This window comes from Gemmobacter caeni (assembly GCF_003054195.1).
Taxonomy (GTDB): Bacteria; Pseudomonadota; Alphaproteobacteria; order Rhodobacterales; family Rhodobacteraceae; genus Gemmobacter; species Gemmobacter caeni.
Genome location: NZ_QBKP01000014.1, coordinates 20,937 through 36,184, shown reverse-complemented (window position 1 = coordinate 36,184; position 15,248 = coordinate 20,937). Strand labels below are relative to the sequence as shown.

At 60.2% G+C, this 15,248-nt stretch carries 23 protein-coding genes; 17 read left to right on the top strand and 6 right to left on the bottom strand.

The features are described 5' to 3' along the window. The first annotated feature begins 3 nt into the window (after positions 1-3). The 7 genes from C8N34_RS18555 to C8N34_RS18525 all read left to right on the top strand — a co-directional run bounded on the left by C8N34_RS18555 (position 4) and on the right by C8N34_RS18525 (position 3,253). Positions 4-396, top strand: a complete 393-nt coding sequence (locus C8N34_RS18555; protein ID WP_108130038.1) for a hypothetical protein — start codon at positions 4-6, stop codon at positions 394-396. 80 nt (positions 397-476) lie between these two features. Continuing rightward, entirely contained in the window at positions 477-1,478 is a 1,002-nt protein-coding gene (locus C8N34_RS18550; RefSeq protein ID WP_108130037.1) for an RNA ligase family protein, read from the top strand. A 40-nt stretch (positions 1,479-1,518) separates the two neighbouring features. Beyond that, on the top strand, positions 1,519-1,839 hold the full coding sequence (locus tag C8N34_RS18545) for a hypothetical protein (RefSeq protein ID WP_145693647.1): 321 nt from the start codon (positions 1,519-1,521) through the stop codon (positions 1,837-1,839). 69 nt (positions 1,840-1,908) lie between these two features. After that, a complete protein-coding gene (locus C8N34_RS18540; protein ID WP_108130035.1) occupies positions 1,909-2,136 on the top strand; it encodes a hypothetical protein in 228 nt (75 codons plus the stop codon). Further along, entirely contained in the window at positions 2,133-2,333 is a 201-nt protein-coding gene (locus tag C8N34_RS25980; RefSeq protein WP_145693648.1) for a hypothetical protein, read from the top strand. The genes C8N34_RS18540 and C8N34_RS25980 overlap by 4 nt, the downstream gene beginning before the upstream one ends. A gap of 214 nt (positions 2,334-2,547) precedes the next feature. Continuing rightward, positions 2,548-2,757, top strand: a complete 210-nt coding sequence (locus C8N34_RS18530; protein WP_108130033.1) for a hypothetical protein — start codon at positions 2,548-2,550, stop codon at positions 2,755-2,757. Positions 2,758-2,764: 7 nt separating this feature from the next. Next, entirely contained in the window at positions 2,765-3,253 is a 489-nt protein-coding gene (locus tag C8N34_RS18525; protein ID WP_108130032.1) for a hypothetical protein, read from the top strand. A gap of 145 nt (positions 3,254-3,398) precedes the next feature. Here the strand turns inward: C8N34_RS18525 and C8N34_RS18520 are convergent, their stop codons facing one another. The 3 genes from C8N34_RS18520 to C8N34_RS18510 all read right to left on the bottom strand — a co-directional run bounded on the left by C8N34_RS18520 (position 3,399) and on the right by C8N34_RS18510 (position 6,877). Further along, positions 3,399-4,367, bottom strand: coding sequence for a hypothetical protein (locus C8N34_RS18520; protein ID WP_108130031.1), 969 nt, complete (start codon positions 4,365-4,367; stop codon positions 3,399-3,401). Positions 4,368-4,838: 471 nt separating this feature from the next. After that, the gene (locus tag C8N34_RS18515; protein WP_108130030.1) at positions 4,839-5,810 is read right to left on the bottom strand and encodes a DNA cytosine methyltransferase; all 972 of its coding nucleotides are present in this window, start codon (positions 5,808-5,810) and stop codon (positions 4,839-4,841) included. A 56-nt stretch (positions 5,811-5,866) separates the two neighbouring features. Next, positions 5,867-6,877, bottom strand: coding sequence for a restriction endonuclease (locus C8N34_RS18510; protein ID WP_108130029.1), 1,011 nt, complete (start codon positions 6,875-6,877; stop codon positions 5,867-5,869). A 459-nt stretch (positions 6,878-7,336) separates the two neighbouring features. On the opposite strand from C8N34_RS18510, the gene C8N34_RS18505 reads away from it, so the two are divergent. The 7 genes from C8N34_RS18505 (at position 7,337) to C8N34_RS18475 (ending at position 11,348) form a co-directional block, all read left to right on the top strand. Continuing rightward, on the top strand, positions 7,337-8,053 hold the full coding sequence (locus C8N34_RS18505; RefSeq protein ID WP_108130028.1) for a hypothetical protein: 717 nt from the start codon (positions 7,337-7,339) through the stop codon (positions 8,051-8,053). Positions 8,054-8,125: 72 nt separating this feature from the next. Continuing rightward, positions 8,126-8,446, top strand: a complete 321-nt coding sequence (locus tag C8N34_RS18500; protein ID WP_108130027.1) for a hypothetical protein — start codon at positions 8,126-8,128, stop codon at positions 8,444-8,446. Between the two features lie 79 nt (positions 8,447-8,525). Next, positions 8,526-9,602 (top strand): hypothetical protein, encoded by a 1,077-nt coding sequence (locus tag C8N34_RS18495; protein WP_108130026.1) that lies wholly within the window; start codon positions 8,526-8,528, stop codon positions 9,600-9,602. A gap of 89 nt (positions 9,603-9,691) precedes the next feature. Beyond that, entirely contained in the window at positions 9,692-10,144 is a 453-nt protein-coding gene (locus C8N34_RS18490) for a hypothetical protein (RefSeq protein ID WP_108130025.1), read from the top strand. A gap of 100 nt (positions 10,145-10,244) precedes the next feature. Then, on the top strand, positions 10,245-10,721 hold the full coding sequence (locus C8N34_RS18485) for a hypothetical protein (protein ID WP_108130024.1): 477 nt from the start codon (positions 10,245-10,247) through the stop codon (positions 10,719-10,721). 78 nt (positions 10,722-10,799) lie between these two features. Next, the gene (locus C8N34_RS18480) at positions 10,800-11,093 is read left to right on the top strand and encodes a Rossmann-fold NAD(P)-binding domain-containing protein (RefSeq protein WP_108130023.1); all 294 of its coding nucleotides are present in this window, start codon (positions 10,800-10,802) and stop codon (positions 11,091-11,093) included. Positions 11,094-11,105: 12 nt separating this feature from the next. Then, complete coding sequence (locus tag C8N34_RS18475) at positions 11,106-11,348, top strand: hypothetical protein (RefSeq protein ID WP_108130022.1); 243 nt, start codon at positions 11,106-11,108, stop codon at positions 11,346-11,348. A gap of 72 nt (positions 11,349-11,420) precedes the next feature. Here the strand turns inward: C8N34_RS18475 and C8N34_RS18470 are convergent, their stop codons facing one another. Further along, positions 11,421-12,422 (bottom strand): AAA family ATPase, encoded by a 1,002-nt coding sequence (locus C8N34_RS18470; protein ID WP_108130021.1) that lies wholly within the window; start codon positions 12,420-12,422, stop codon positions 11,421-11,423. Positions 12,423-12,813: 391 nt separating this feature from the next. On the opposite strand from C8N34_RS18470, the gene C8N34_RS18465 reads away from it, so the two are divergent. From C8N34_RS18465 to C8N34_RS18455, 3 genes are all read left to right on the top strand, one after another. Then, positions 12,814-13,104 carry a hypothetical protein gene (locus C8N34_RS18465; RefSeq protein ID WP_108130020.1) on the top strand — a complete coding sequence of 97 codons (291 nt, stop codon included), beginning with the start codon at positions 12,814-12,816 and terminating at the stop codon, positions 13,102-13,104. Beyond that, the gene (locus C8N34_RS18460) at positions 13,097-13,897 is read left to right on the top strand and encodes a sigma-70 family RNA polymerase sigma factor (protein ID WP_158640736.1); all 801 of its coding nucleotides are present in this window, start codon (positions 13,097-13,099) and stop codon (positions 13,895-13,897) included. Before C8N34_RS18465 ends, C8N34_RS18460 begins: the two co-directional genes overlap by 8 nt. Before the next feature lie 89 nt (positions 13,898-13,986). Further along, complete coding sequence (locus C8N34_RS18455) at positions 13,987-14,370, top strand: hypothetical protein (RefSeq protein ID WP_145693649.1); 384 nt, start codon at positions 13,987-13,989, stop codon at positions 14,368-14,370. Here the strand turns inward: C8N34_RS18455 and C8N34_RS18450 are convergent. Beyond that, positions 14,364-14,765, bottom strand: a complete 402-nt coding sequence (locus tag C8N34_RS18450; protein WP_108130017.1) for a RusA family crossover junction endodeoxyribonuclease — start codon at positions 14,763-14,765, stop codon at positions 14,364-14,366. The two genes, C8N34_RS18455 and C8N34_RS18450, sit on opposite strands and share 7 nt — an antisense overlap. After that, entirely contained in the window at positions 14,737-15,102 is a 366-nt protein-coding gene (locus C8N34_RS18445; RefSeq protein WP_108130016.1) for a hypothetical protein, read from the bottom strand. The genes C8N34_RS18450 and C8N34_RS18445 overlap by 29 nt, the downstream gene beginning before the upstream one ends. Positions 15,103-15,248 lie beyond the last annotated feature (146 nt).

Genomic DNA, 15,248 nt, shown 5'->3' with positions numbered 1-15,248 from the left:
GCCATGAACACGGATTACGAGCGATACGGGCACCTGGGCGTGCCGCTGAACCCGACGCACACCTCGGCCGCGCTGGACGCCGCCCACGAGCTGACGGAAGACCTGACGAGCAGCATCCAAGCCGTCAGGCAGCTGTTGCACGCGGACGAAACAGCGACGTTGAACACCGCCTTGGCGACGTTTCAAGCCGATGCTGCAGGGCAGTTGATTGACGAGCTGCGGACAAACCTGGCCGATCTGCTGTCCGTGTTTCTGACGGACGACGAGCAGGACGAAGACGACCTGACGGAAGACGACGGCTGGCACTTCGGCGGGGTCATCACCGCCACGCCGGACGGGGTCGTCGTGACCGAGGCGGGGACCGGGGACGACGAGGAGCTGGTCATCTGTTTCTGACCGAAGACGTCCGGAGCGGGGGGCTCCGGGCACCCAAAACACCACAAAAACTATAAACGACCAACAGGCAGGAAACCATCATGGAGCACATCCGCTACCCAAGCACCCACCGTTTCGCAGACGTCGTTACCCAGATGATCAAGGGTAGCGTCCAGTCCATCCGGGTTCGTCCGAAGATCAAACTCCACGGGGCCAACGTGGGTATCATCCAGAACGGCGACCAGGTCTATTTGCAGAGCCGTAACCACGTCTTGGTTGAATTCGATATGTTCAGCGTCCTGTCCGAGCTGCGGCTTCCTGACCGCCGCTTCGACCGGTCTTACGCCATCTACGGCGAGTGGGCGGGTCCGGGGTGCGCTGAGGAGGCGGACGCCGTGTCGGACATCCCTAAGCGGACGTTCTTCCCGTTCGCTCTGGCGATCGCCCTCACCGAAGACAAAAAGTTCGACCACAACTCCGTCGGACACTCTAAGCGGTCCTTTACGACTGACCCGGACGCCATATCCGCGTTCCTCAGCGAAATTTACACCCAAATCCCGGAGAACATCTGCGTCCTGCCGTGGGCCGGACCAGAGGTCGAGATCAGAGCATACGACCACGAGCATAACCGGGAACTTCACGAGGACATTTTGGCCCAGGTGGATGCGATCGGTGTGGAAGACCCATACGTCAAGGATCATTTCGGCGTCTGCGGACGAGGAGAGGGTCTGGTTTTTACCCAGGTGCCGGGCGACTATTTGGACGGCCGGATGCCGATGTTCTTCAAGGTGAAGGCTGCGCACCACGACCCGGTCCGACGCACGCACGTCAAGCACGAGACAGTCCTGTCCAAGGATGTGGCTGAATTCGTCCACGCGTTCGTTACGGAGAATCGGGTCCGTCAGATGGCGGCAGAGAACACCGGCGGCGTCATCAACGTGTCTCAGTTGGGCAAACTGATCCCGTCAGTCATCAGGGACGTCCTGAATGAGGGGGCTAACGAAATCGAGGCGGGTAACCTGGATACCAAGCAGGTCGGCAAAATCGCACCGTCGGTCATCCGAAGCATCGTCATCGACATCCAAAGCCGCGAGGCCGCCTGAGGGCGGTCCGCGATCAACCATCAACGACAAGAGGATAATGATGAATACCATCAAAGAGCAGATCCGCGCCTATGAAGACATGTCGGTAAGATATCAGGATGCGTTCCCTGACTTCTCTGGGTCCGATGCCGAAAATGAATACAACGTCGACGAACTGTTCGAACGCGGCGAGGTCCACGCCTTCTTGGACGACCGGAACGGCATCTGGATCCGCGTCCACGGAGACGACGAGCGGACTGCCGAGGACGTGAAACTCGGCGCGCGGGTTACGTGTCGCGGACCGATGACCGTCAAGCACCTCGGCGGCGGGAAAACCGTCGTCCGGATCTTCGATTTCCCCGCAGACGTCCCCGATCGCTGACCGGCGTCCGGAGCGGGGGGCTCCGGGCACCGACACCACACAACAACCATAATCTCCAGGGAGGCGAGCATGATGAACACCCCAGACGACATCCTTGGCGAGACGATCCGCGTGACGGACGCGATGCGCCATAATGACCGCATGATCAGGACGGCGCGGACGCAGCGAGAGTTCAGCACCTTGCTGCGCAACGCCGAGCGGCTGGAACGTCAGTCCATCAGGCAGATGGTGGTGGTGCCGGTTTCGCTTGCGGAACGGTCGGTCAGGCGGAAGCCGGTGTTCGGAGGGCGGCCGTGACCGATTTTAGCCGCGTATATCTCGTCCAGAGAGTCAACATGGGCGGAGATCTCACCATCATCGACGTCTTCCTGTCCGAAGATTCCGCGAAGTCCGAGGTTGAGCGTCAGGAAGCCGAGCACCTCGATTGGCACTCGCGTTTCGGCAGAGGTGATCCCGACGATTTTTTCTATGAGACATTTGAGGTGAAGCCATGACAGACGACGAATCCCTTGTCGACGGCTTTTTGAGATATGGCAGACTTGCGGACGGTATAAGGCCCATGTTGGATCATATCGTCGAGCTGAATGACGACTTAATCCATACGCGCGATCCGTCCTGCGTTTTGAAGACCGCAACCAGAGCGAGAGAGGCGATTGACGCCATCATCACTGATGCCATCCGGTCGCAATCTGATTTCAGGAGAGGGTCATGAGCCTGTCGAAATCCGGACGGGCGTTCTTGGACCCGGACACCGGCGTTCTGGTTCGCTATGAGGCCGCTGACCCGCTGTCGCCCCCGCACGACCACGTGCTGCGGGTCGAGGACGGCATGAACGTGGTTGCGGTCAGGACGCCGCCGGAACCGAATATTGACGATAAGCCGAGGGACGCGCTCAGCGTGATCCGTCGGTATCTGTGAGGGGAAAATGACGAAGCGAGACGAAGACCGAATCCCTGACGAGGGAACGGAGGATATAGACACGACAGATTTTCTGATGAGAGGTGAAACCGCCGTGCGGCTGATGCGTAGCATGGCGAAGTTGAACGCTCCCGTGGACAGGTCCGTTGTTAACGGCGAGCCCGTGGACGCCGAAAACGGTGCGGTCTGGGAGTATGTCGAAGCTCCCGAAATAATGACTCACCTGTCGATACGTCCTGATATTATGTCCGACTTCGTCTGGGACATGCCGAGCTGCGTCGGCGCACATCATGATGACAATTCACTCAAAGCAGCACACAGGATGCTACATGACGCGAATATCGTTATCGACATGAGTGCACTGTTTTACGCATATAAGCGGCACATGAATGGTCGGGACGTCTGGTGGACATGGGAGCCGTATCCACAGACGGCGTCAGAGCTTAAGCGGCTAATCGCTCCGTTTTGCGTCGAAACCATACATAAGTGTCCTTAATATCAAACCGCGTCGATATGCGTAGGTTGTCCATAATCTTTGTCGGCAGCTTTCAATCGCACGGCTGATTGAGGGACAAAAGCGTGACAAAAAAGCGTGACATTTCCGGGACAAAAAGCGTGACATAAACTTCCGGCCCCGCGTTTCAGGTCATCAGTATGTCTATGAGGCGCTTGAACTCCGCGTTGTCGTCCGCGCCCTTCCAGCGGTTCACGAACCGGCAAACGACTTGCAGGTTGCCCTGCTCGTAATGTCCTGAGCTGTCGATCCGGTCCAGAGACGCGCACATCTCGACGTCCTCGTCAGGGTCGTCGAAGTTCAGTTTCATCCCCGTAATGGCGCACTGCCCCTCCTGCATCTCGATCAGTTCGCGGATGTAGGCCTCCAGCGCCACCTGACTGGTGAACAGGCAGTCCTTGTTTTTTACGGTCTTCTCGACCGTCTGGCCGTTCGCGTGTGCCGTGGTGTGAAACGCGGTGTTGGCCATCCTCCAGATGCACTTGTCCAGACCGCCGTAAATCCGCGCACCGGTGTTTTTGTTTTTTGACGATTGGACCTTCGCGGCCCACACCGGCAGAGCGTGCCATTGTTCGCGCGGCTCCCCGTGTATCAGGGCCATCGCGTAAGCCGCGTTGTCCGGCGTCAGTTTTTGCAGCGTTGCCTCGGTAGCCAGAAAGTCTTTGGCCTTGGGATGCAGCGCGTCCCACAGCAGCGGCGCGCCGGTCTCGTCGGCGTTTCGCCACGGCTCGCACGGCTTGTGGCAGACCACCACGTGCCGACGCGGGTGCACCGGCTCCACCTTCTCGTAATAGCTGGCCGGCTCGTCCGTCGTCCGCGTCCACCAGATCCTGGGGCCCTCCTTGTGGATCCAGACGTCGCCGACGGACTGCGTGATGATGCTCATCAGGTTATACCAGCGGGCCGCGACCGCCCTGGTCGGCTGTTTCCCTGCGACGGTCAGACCGGCCATGCGCGTCCGGATGTAGCCCTCGCGGTCGCCCGCCTTCCAGAGCTCGAACGCCTTCACCTCGTTGACCGTCGCGATGGTGCCGCGTTTCAGGCACTCCGGCCACTCGTAGTTCTGGACGCCGAAGTTCGCGATATAGACTGACATGATTGTAATCCGTTGCGGCTGACCCGAACGTGATCGCAACTAACTGCATGTCCATCAACAGAGAAAATCACGGCCGTCCCGGGTAACTGGCCCAGAGCGAGCTCTGGGCAACTATCCCAAAATGAATCTTGGGTTCCGACGACCCGGCCGTGACACGCGATAAATACGGCATGCCGACGAAAGCCGACGAACGATAATCTTGGCATATCGCCCAAGTCTTATTTTCGGCGCACCAAAACACGCCAAATGCACAAACAATTCGATTTACTGGATCGCGCAAGCCATTGACATTAAACGGCAAAAGACCGTTTTGGATTTATTTGTGGTGGCGCACCCCCCTGGGGCCCAAATACGCTGTTTTACCGGGGTTCCACGCCCCCCCGGTTGACGGGGATCCCCCGGAAGGACCCGCTCCCCTACGGAGGTCGGCGACCAGGGGCGCGAATCCGGGGGACGTGTCGAGCCGCTCGATTACTCCGCTGCGACCAGAACCTTGTCGATCTGCGTAACCGTCTCGAACGCATCCAGAGTCGCGCGGATTGACTGTGCCACGTGCCACGCAAAAACGGGCGGCACCGCATTGCCGATCATCCGCTCCGTCTCGCGCAGCCGCGCCTTGAAAATGAAGTTATCCGGAAACGACTGGAACCGCGCGGCCTCACGCATGGAGATGCGGCGTGGCAGCGAATAGTGGAACGAGTTATTCCCGTGACACTCAGCGCGGATTGTCGGCGAGGGCCTCTCGGGATTCAGCACACGTCCGCCCTGATCTCCGGTCCGCTTCGCCAGCGACCAGACGTGACTGAATTCCTTGTCCTGCGACACGTCTTCCAGATCTTGGATCGCTTTACGCGAACCGATCCACGCCCCCTTCGGCGTGACCGGCTCCGGCTCAACGAACGGTGCGGCTCCACCCAGGACACCGACGATCAGAACGCGTTCCCGACTCTGCGGGACGCCGTAATCCGCCGTCAGATACAGCTTGTATGTAACGTCATAGCCGAGCTCCGAGAAATCGCTGATCACCGTTTCCAGACTCTCGCGATTATACGCATACAAAAGCCCGCGGACGTTCTCCGCAACGAACATTTTCGGCCGCATGCGCTTAACGGCTTCGACCATCGCGCGATACAGTCCCGACCGCTCACCCGCGATGCCGCGCCGCTTTCCGTTGATCGAGATGTCCTGGCAAGGGAACCCCCCGATCAGCAGATCGCAGGAGCCCGGCATCGTGTCGATGTGGTCCCAGATACTGCCGACGTGAATCTTGTGCTTAAGGTTGTGCTCGTAAGTGTCGCAAGCGTATTTGTTCAAGTCGTTCGACCACACGATGTCGAACGGGTTCTTCTTGAAGCGCTTACCCAGATAATCGAACCCCCCCAGCAACCCCAAGTCCATCCCGCCGCAGCCCGAAAACATAGATACGACGGAATATTTGGACATATGCTGCTCCTGAAATTGAGGGGCAGCCAGGGCGGCTGCTTCGCTTTTTGCCGATTCTAACCGATCCGATTCTGTTCGTCAAAAAATAGGTTTTCCGAGGGAATCCAGTCACTTGCGAACTGGTCGGCCATTCTCAGCCACTCCAGGATCCTGTTCTCCGGCGCCGGGACGTGCCCCCAATACTCCTGAAACAGCGCGTCCTCCAGCTCCTGCGCCGCCGTCCGCATCTCGTCTTGTATGTCCTGCAAAGCCCTCAGCAGATAGTTGCCGCCGCGCTCCGGACCGGCCACGCTGCCCGCCGAAAACAGGTCTCTGGCTTGCGGGCACAGCACGCCCCGATACGTCATCATATACAAAACGGCGTCGTTGTATTTCCTGCGTGACCGTGAGCTCGCGCAGATCATAGGGGACATGAGCGCCGCTTCCGCCCTGAGCTTCCGCTTCTCGTCTTGAGGAAGGTCCATGTAAATTTTCACGGACAAAGACATCGTGTGCTGATCGTCGTCCTCCTTGTCCTCCAGCCACCACAGCCGCTCGCCTGGCCCGAGCCTGCCTCTCGCGTATTCGCGGATGTATGGCATCTTGTCGTGCATCGACAGACCGCGGAAGTCCTCGTATGTCGTCCCGAGCTGCTCGAACAGCGGTCGCTGCGTCCCGATCTCGATCTCAAAACGCGGGACGTGACTTGTGCGGACGTGCATGATGGACCTGCCGTAATCGGCCCATCGGACCTCAGGTATCCCGCCGATCTTGCCGTAGATGACGTATATTCGATCCACATCGACGACTGCGTTGCCCTCAGAAACAGAGTTAGCGATGCAGCGCCAAGAATCGCTTTCGGTGCACTTCACCTCAATGCCGAAATTTCCGACGGCGATGTCCGGAAAACCCTGAACGCGCGGGTCCATCGCTGCCCCGTGCCCCCTCTCCAGCAGCACCTGCTGAACCGTTTCTCTGACGAAATCCTCAAAAACCGACGGCTTGTGATGATCCGCTGACTGCCGCACGTCGTCCGTCAGCCGCTCCGTCGCAACCGCCAGAATCTGCTCAAACTCGACCTGATCCATGTCCCTCTCGCGATCTGGTTGTAAGATCGCGATACAGCGTGTCCTGCAGTCTTGTCACCCTGTAACCGAATTTTTCTGAGTCTCGACAGCATCTTAGACAGAGAAAATGAGCCGCGCAGTGATTCGAATCACGCAGCCTGATTCGCCAACGATTCTCTTTAAAATCTCAAAATACCTGAACCCCGCAAAACTTTTTTTTGCGGGTCTTTTTAATTTAAAAAATAACGACTGAAAATCTCCTTGTGTGATTGGATTTTATTCCCAGCTCACTCAAATCCCATCAACATTACCTGAATGTTGATGGTGTTTTTTTATTTGATTTCAACGCATTAAGATCATATCACGATTTCACAGAGAGACGGGATAAACAAAAACCGCCGACCTGGGCCTCGCGAATATCGGGCAATCGCGGGGGAAACTTGGGGCCCGAAAAAATTGGCAAAAAACAGGAGAAACGCCATGACCAACCTGAAAAACACCACCGCCGCCGCTCTCGAAGCACAGGTCGCCGAAGCACAGAGCATCGTTGACGCGAACAGCGAGTTCGCCGACATGCCCGCCTTCGAGGTCGCGGCATTCGACGAGGACGGCGTCTTTGATACCCCCCACGCGATGCTCGTCTCCGAGAAGAACGTCAACCGGTTCGACTACGCCGCGATCGCGAAGGCTGTCGAGAAGACCCGCGGGACCGACAGCGGCGGGATCGCCCTTCAGTTCGTCAACCAGCTCGGCCTGAGCCTGGCGGCACCTGAAGACTATGCGTTCTCCATCGGCGAAGTCGCCAGCGTCCGGCAGGACTATGCGGCGGGCTGGTTTAACGCTCAAAACCGGACCCTGATGATCGCGGGCGGCAACCGGGACATCCTCGGCACGCACGACCTGCCTTGCGACCTGAAAAAGCTGATCGCGAGCACCGGCGGCGAGGACGAGCAGTTCATTACGCTCATCAGCATCGCTGAAATCCCGCACTCCGGGGTGATCGCTGTCAGCTTCAAGAAGACGCCGGTCTTCAAGGGCCAGGAACTTCGGGACCTGCTGATCGACCGGTTCGCTGAACTTCTCGAGGACTTCCTGAAAATCCGGGAAACGACGCACGACGCGATCCTGACGCGTGAGGACTACCGTGAGCAAGCGGAGATCGAATATGCCCGGGAATACGAAGCCGACATCTCGTGATCCGGTTCTGACCCGTCGCTGGGGGCGGCGGGTCATGGCAAGCTCACGAAGATCATGACTCGAGGAGGAGGCATGCTGGACATCGACATCATCACAGACACCCGCGTTCCGCCGCTTTTCCGCATCAACGTCGGAACAGACCAAGCGGCCGCGCCGGGACCTGACGTCCGACAGCTGGACGCCGCCGCACGCCGGGCATTCATCCGGTTCATCGCGGACCGCGCACGCGCCCGCGTAGCGGTAAAACGGTTCGACGCGTCCGGTTCCGGGGCCGACCGGCTTCGGGCGGAGACCGCGTTGCTGGAGTGCCAGACCGCCCGGCTCCGGGCCGTCATCGCCGCCCGCGACGCGAGAGACGCCGCCCAGGCCGCTCTGGACGGCATCACGAAATGACAGAGCCCGGCCGGTCCCGGCCGACGCACCAGAATCACAAACCCTGTCCGGTTCTCGGACCAAGCCAAGGAGGAACGACATGACAGAGAACACGATCGCAGAACTGCACGACGCGTGCCCCGCAAAGAACCGGCACGTCGTCTTCCAGATCCGTCTCCGCGAGGCGGCCCACGGGCTGGTAGATGTGATGGCATACTCGGGCAGACCGGGTCGGGTCATCTTCCCGTCAGCGATCGCGTTGGGCGTCCCGCATCAGGAGGCGACCGGCATCGCTGAAAAGCTGGTTCGCGAGAAGGTCCGGGCGGGATGGACTGACCCGTCCCGTCAGGTTGCGGAGCGCGAGGTGCACTCGGACATGCTGCCGTCCCTGCTGACGCCACTCCATGTCCCGGAGCACTATGATTTTTCCGGCGCGGACTGGCTGGTCCAGCGCAAGCACGACGGCGTCAACCGCCCCATCCGCCTCACGTCCGACGGAGCCCAGTTTTACAATCGGGACGCTAACCCGGTCCCGGTTCCGGCTCACTATGAAGCCGACCTGTTCGAGCTGTTCCGACGCATCGGCCCCGCGGTCCTGTTTTCAGAGGACATGGGCACGCGTCTGGAGATCTTCGACATCATCCAGGGTCTGGACGTCACCCGCGACTCAACGTTCCGCCAGCGCAACGACACTCTGGGTTCAGTCGAGATGGCCTGCGCCGGACTTGGGACGCTTCGGGTCTGCCAAGCGATTCCAAAAGCGGACTTCGACGCCATGAACGGCCCCGAACGCCTGAGAAAGATCGGGGCCGAGGGCTACGTTCTGAAACGGGCCGACGCCCCGCATAGGCCCGGCCGGTCCCGGTCAACCGCGTCCGCTTGGATGCTGAAAGTGAAATTCGTCGAGGACGCGACCTTCCGCATCGCCGGTCACGACGACCAGGGCCGCCGAGTGGTGTCCATCGAGACGTGGGACGGGGCGGGGTGGGTTCACGCGGGCCGGGTTTCCGTGCCGCCGTCAGCCCGCATGCCGCAGGTCGGGTCGTTCGCGGACGTCCGCTATCTGTATGCGTCCCCGGACGGCGTCATCACGCAGCCGGTCTGGAAGGCCGAACGCCCGGGAGCGACGGCAGCGGACTGCGACCGCTCCAAGCTGAAGGTCCGGGCGACGCGGTGAAATGAAAAACCCCGTCCGGTCCCGGGCGAGGTCCGAAAACGAAAAACAACGGCCGGTTCTCGGCCGGCTCAAAACGGGAGGAGACCATCATGAGCAACAAACAGATTGCGGCCAGGGCCGAGAACGGCTCTCGCCCCGAAGCCTTCACCATCACGAACGCGTCCGACGGTTCCGAGCTCAGGGCCGAGTTCATCGGCGCCGTCAGCGCTGACGCGGGGACGGCGGTTCCTGACGACCCGGAGTTCGCGGACATCATGACGCCTGAACCCGGAAAGCGGCTCATGCGGGCTCTGGCGACCGGGGACGCGGAAGCGGCGCGGGTCGTCATCTCGGACTCGGGATACGGGATGGGAAGCGACATCAGCAGGCCCCAAGTCGAGGCGCTGATGGGCATCGCGGGCCGACCAGAAGCCGTCCCGGTCATCGTGTCGCAGGCCGGTCAGGCACTGTGGTCCGGCTGCCGCGCCGTCGTGGTCCGCGGCATCGCGTATGTCCACGCCCGCGGGCACGTCAACCTGTTCGGGGTGTCCCCGGTCCGCTGACGACTCCGCAGAATGAAAAACGCCGTCCGGTCCCGGACGATTCGCGAAAACGAAAAACCACGGCCGGTTCTCGGCCAGCTCAAAACGGGAGGAGACCATCATGAGCAACGTAACCAGATTGACCGAAGACCAAATCACCGCCATCGCGGAGAGCTTCGAAGACAACTTCACGATCAGGAAGCCTGATCCCGAACCCGCGGTTCGGAAAAAGCGGGCTCCCAAGCGTCCTTATGGCTGGTGGTGGCCAGACATCTCAATAGCGAGAAATCAGGTCATTAAGAGGGTTAAACAGATCTGTGAGCAGATCGAAGCACACACGGACGTCGAAGGCGGCTTTTCGGTCAACACAGCGTCCGGAAAAATAGAATCCACATCTTTCCGCAGCGAGGTCTGGGCTAAGGGTGGGTATCTGACATGGATATTTATCTTCCGAATCCTGGAAGCAGACAAAATCTGGGATGACGAGGACATATCCGAGGAAGCAATGCTTCGACGTAATGACATTGTTGATTGGGCTAACGGGGTTTTATTACCGTTCAGCGAAATGATGAAGGCTAAACATAGGTGTGCGGCATGAGCACTGACTGAGCCGCATCGACGCAGAACAAAAAACACCGGCCGGTTTTCGGCCAGCTCAGAACGGGAGGAGACCATCATGAGCAACGTATCTTGGATTAACAGAGACGCCGAAATCGCGGCGATGACCGCGAAGCACCTTCGGGCCGAGGGCCACATCAAGCCGGACCGCACCAACGCCGGGGGTCAGGCGTGGCGTTATTCGGTCACAGAGGTCAGTCACCTAAGTGAGGGGCTTGTCCACGCGGGGAACTGTCATAAGTTCGGCTTCGAGGCCGTTCCCGGTCAGCCGGGATGGGTCCGGATGTCATCGTCCGCCAGCCCGGCGACGGTGGTTTCCAGACTGCTGAACATGGCCCGCGCGGCCGCTTGAAGGGAGACGAACATGATCGAACGAGAGCTGAACATCACGCTGCGGGCCTTCCCTAAGGACGGCGGGTTTTTCATCGAGGCCCGCAGCGAATACGAGGGCGGCATGAGCGCGGCAATCAGCGATCTGATTGCTGGTGATGACGCCACCCAGGTCCTGCGGGATAATCCCGCCATCGTGGAGCAAAAGCTGGGGGCGGTCGCACGAATGGCCCTGATGCCCGCGACCGACGAGAACGACCTGCCCTACCCGGACTGACGACGGGGCAGAATGGAAAACCCCATCCGGTTCTGGACGACGCCCGAAAATGAAAGACCCCGTCCGGTCCCGTCAGTTCAGCATCGGGCCGTTGCCCGCCGACAGCACCGCGTCGATCATCCGCTGCACCCGGCGCAGGGACATCCCCACAGCGGCCTCAGCGGTGCGCTGGACCACCAGCGGATCCTCGTCGGGCATCTTCGCACGCACAAGCTCCATCATCTGTTGGGGCGTCGGCGACCCGGCCCGGATGACCTTGCAGCGGTCAATCAGCGGCTGGGGGACGCCGGAGATGTCGTTCGCGGTGAAAAACCAAGATACCTTCGACAAGTCGATCACCAACTCGGTATACGGGCACCGCCACTGGGATGCCGACAACCTCTCGATCATCCCCAGCAGCGCACTGTGCGGGCTGCCGCCGCGCGCGTTCCCAGTGATTCCGACCTTGTCGACTTCATCAATGATCACGACGGGGTTGGCGCACGCCTTCTCTGCGAGAAACCGGACGACCGGGCTGGCGCAAGCGCCGTGCCAGCCGCGCTCGACGCCAGAGATCTGAAACACGGAAATCATCGAAGACCCGTCCAGCGTCAGGACCGGGACGCCGGCGGACTCCGCCAGAAAGTTGGCGTAATGGGACTTCCCGACGCCCGGAGCGCCGTGGACCAAGACCGGCTCAAAGTGGACGAATCGGTCACCCTGACGAAATCGCTGTTCCACCTGCCGCATCACATATGCGGACACCTCAGCCATCCACGGGCTCTCTCCGTGCACATAGTCGATCCATTCGTGGATCTCGTGCTCGGTTTGAGGCCCGATCAGAATCATCGGCTTGTTCAGCCTCACGCCGAGATCCCGCCGGTCCGCGTCATCCTTGCGGCCGCCGTCAGGGACATCTCCTCGCGCCACGACGCAGCTTTGCAGGCCGCCGTTATCGACCACGTAGCCGACCGGATGCTGGTTTAGCTCTTGCATAATCTTTATCCGCTCGGACCGCATCGTCTCATCAAATAGCTTGTCGAAGTCCTCGCGGATCGCGTCTTCGTCCATCGGGTCTTCGGGTTCAGATGCCATCCGCTACGCCTTCGTCTGTCGTTTTGCCATCCGCGCAGTATGGGTGATTCGCGTGTCTTTCGCAATCTCCTCGGGCTACGATGATCTTTTTTCGCTCAAAATCAAAACGCCTCTAAAATTTCCTTACAGGCAAGGAAAACAATTTTTGGCAGGAACGCACAAAATGTTTGCGGATATCGCGTGCGGATCATATCTGAATAGCAGGGAGCGGGGAGCATAATAGAACCGCTTGGAGCCGGGTTTTCCTCCTTTTTACCGGCGTCCGGCGTCCCGGGGCAGTTCCCAAGTCTGACCCCGGGCGTCCGCTCACACGAAATCAAACGATAATAGCGACAAACGCACGGGGCGGGGCGGAATGAAATCACAGAACAGGCTAATCAGAGTGCCGGACATGTTGGAGCCTTTGGGCGCTATATGGTCAGGCTTCAACACGGCGCACGAACAAGCGGCGGCCGGGGATTTCGACGGCGCGGCGCAGACCATTGCAGATGCTCACGACCTGGCCGAATACGTCGAGAACCGGTGCGTCTCGACCATCGACGCCCTGAACCGCGCCAAGGCGGCGGCGGTGGGCGGCGGGACCTCATACCAGATCGGACGGCTGAGCCATGAGCTGGCGGACAAGCTGGGCATCACCACCCAGCAGGCCTTCACCGCGATCACCGGAGGCACAAATGACTAACAGAGCGGCGGCGAAGGCCGCGTTCACCCGCTCCGGCTTCCTGACGGAGGCGGAAGAGTTCAGGCTGGCCCGCTTGGCAAGAACCGGAGACCGGAGGGCAATGGACAGGCTGGTCAGTGCGTATGAGCCGTTCGCGCGCGGCATGGCGCACCAACACAAATCCCAGCTCGAATACGAGGACAGGTTCCAAATAGCCATGGCCGCACTTTGGCAAGCTGCGACCAGGTTCGACCCGGCGCACGGACGCAGGCTGTCGGCTTACGCGAAGTTCCGGATCAAGCGGGATCTGGATGACGCGGGTATGAAGGCGGCCTCGCGCGTCAATCTGGGGAACTCGAAACAACGCCGTTCCGCGCACCAGAACGCTCTGCGGGTCTGCGGCATGCTGGGCATCGACCCCACGAACACCCTGACTGACTGCCAGGCACAGGCGGTGGCCGACGAAATCGGCGTCAAGGTCCACGACGTCAGGGCGGCTCTGGAGACCGGTGAAGCGGCGTTCTGCGTGGGCTCGGACGACCTGGTCGACGAGGCGGACGCAGCGGAGCTGTTCGAGATCCGCGACGAGAACGACAAGCGTATGACCGCTCTGGGGGACGCTTTGGCCGAGCTGAGCGAGATGGACGCGGAGATCGTCCGCACGTCGCTGTTAGCCGAGAAGCCGCAGTCTGTGTCCGCAATACTGAAACGCCACGGCTGCAAGCTGACCGCCGCCGAGGCCCGTCAGCGGGCATCAGATTTGCTTGAAGCCGCGGTCCGCCGGATCGCCGATGAACGCGGCCTGATGGGCTGATTGGCCCGCAATGACCCGCAGTGTCATTCTATAAAGACCCGCCAAAATCCGATATACTACATGTGGTTATCGCGGAGGTTCATGGTTCCATGTTTTGTGTTTTCCGCGATGCTGGGGCGGAGGTCCTGACGCTGGTGGTGGCGGCGTCTGCGATCTCCGCTTCCGTTCTCATGTCCGTCGAGTCTGGTAATCCGTTCACGGTCACCGCAGCCGCACTTTGGGCCTTCGGGTTCATGACGATGGCGTGGGGAGCGGGGCAGAACTTCACCGTCGTCTGCGGGGTCATCCGCGTGCTTCTGGGGATTATCGGGGGCGTCGCTTACGTGGCCGGGGCCATCATGCTGCCGCTGTGGGTTCTGGCGTCCTGCATGCTGGTGGGTGTCGGGTCGGACGGCGCGCTGGCCGTGGTGCTGTGCCCGCCCCTGTATGTCGGGCCGCTCGCGCTGGGACTGACGTTCCTCCGGAATCAGTGAATGACCCGGACGACGGTCTTTCCTTCGCCGCACTCCGATGACCAGATCTTTCGGGACGTCACGCTGTGGACTTGGGAGTCGTCCGCGAACGCGACGCCGTTCAGCCCGTCCAGAACGCACTTGACCAAGTTATCCAGATCCGGCCGCTGGACGTGGGGCTGACCGTCCGATTCCGCCTTCCGCTTTTTCGTCCAAGATTTTGGGATGGGGAACACCGAGGTGATTTCGACTTGGACCGGCCCTAAAACCGGCTTCGCCCCCGACGCCTTCGCGTGTCGGGCGACCAGCCTCTCAAAGGCCTGGGTCTCGGCGGGCGTGTAAACCGCGCCGTATCGCGTCATCCGGGGCCTCTGTTTGGGTTGCGGCTTACCGGGGATTTCGATCAGCATCGTCATCCCGCTTCGGAGGTGTTTTAGAGTTCCAGATGTTCAGGATTTCGACAAAACCACCGACGACGCTTTTTGCTTCGGACGGGTTCTCCCCGATCCTGATAATCTTCCGCGCGATACCGTCTCCGGTCCACGTCAGGATTACGGCGACAGGCGTCCTGAGGATCGGATCCATCTCGAAATACCAGACGATGGACTCGGTGAACACGATCGCCATGAACGCAGAGGAGAACGCGATTCCCATCGTTTCCCTGAGCGTCTTGGCGGGCGTGAGAAGAAGCTTGATGAAGGTGCCGATCAGGGCGGTGATGACGATGACATACTCGTCCATAAACATTTTCATGTGGGTCCCCGTGCTTCGGGGCCCCATGAAGTTTCCCCGCTTATCGTGGGGAAATACGGGCCGGAACGTCCGCAACGAGGATCCGCAATCAAAAGACCATCAAATAAAAAAGCCCAGCAAACGCTGGGCATTCACGCCGTTTCTCG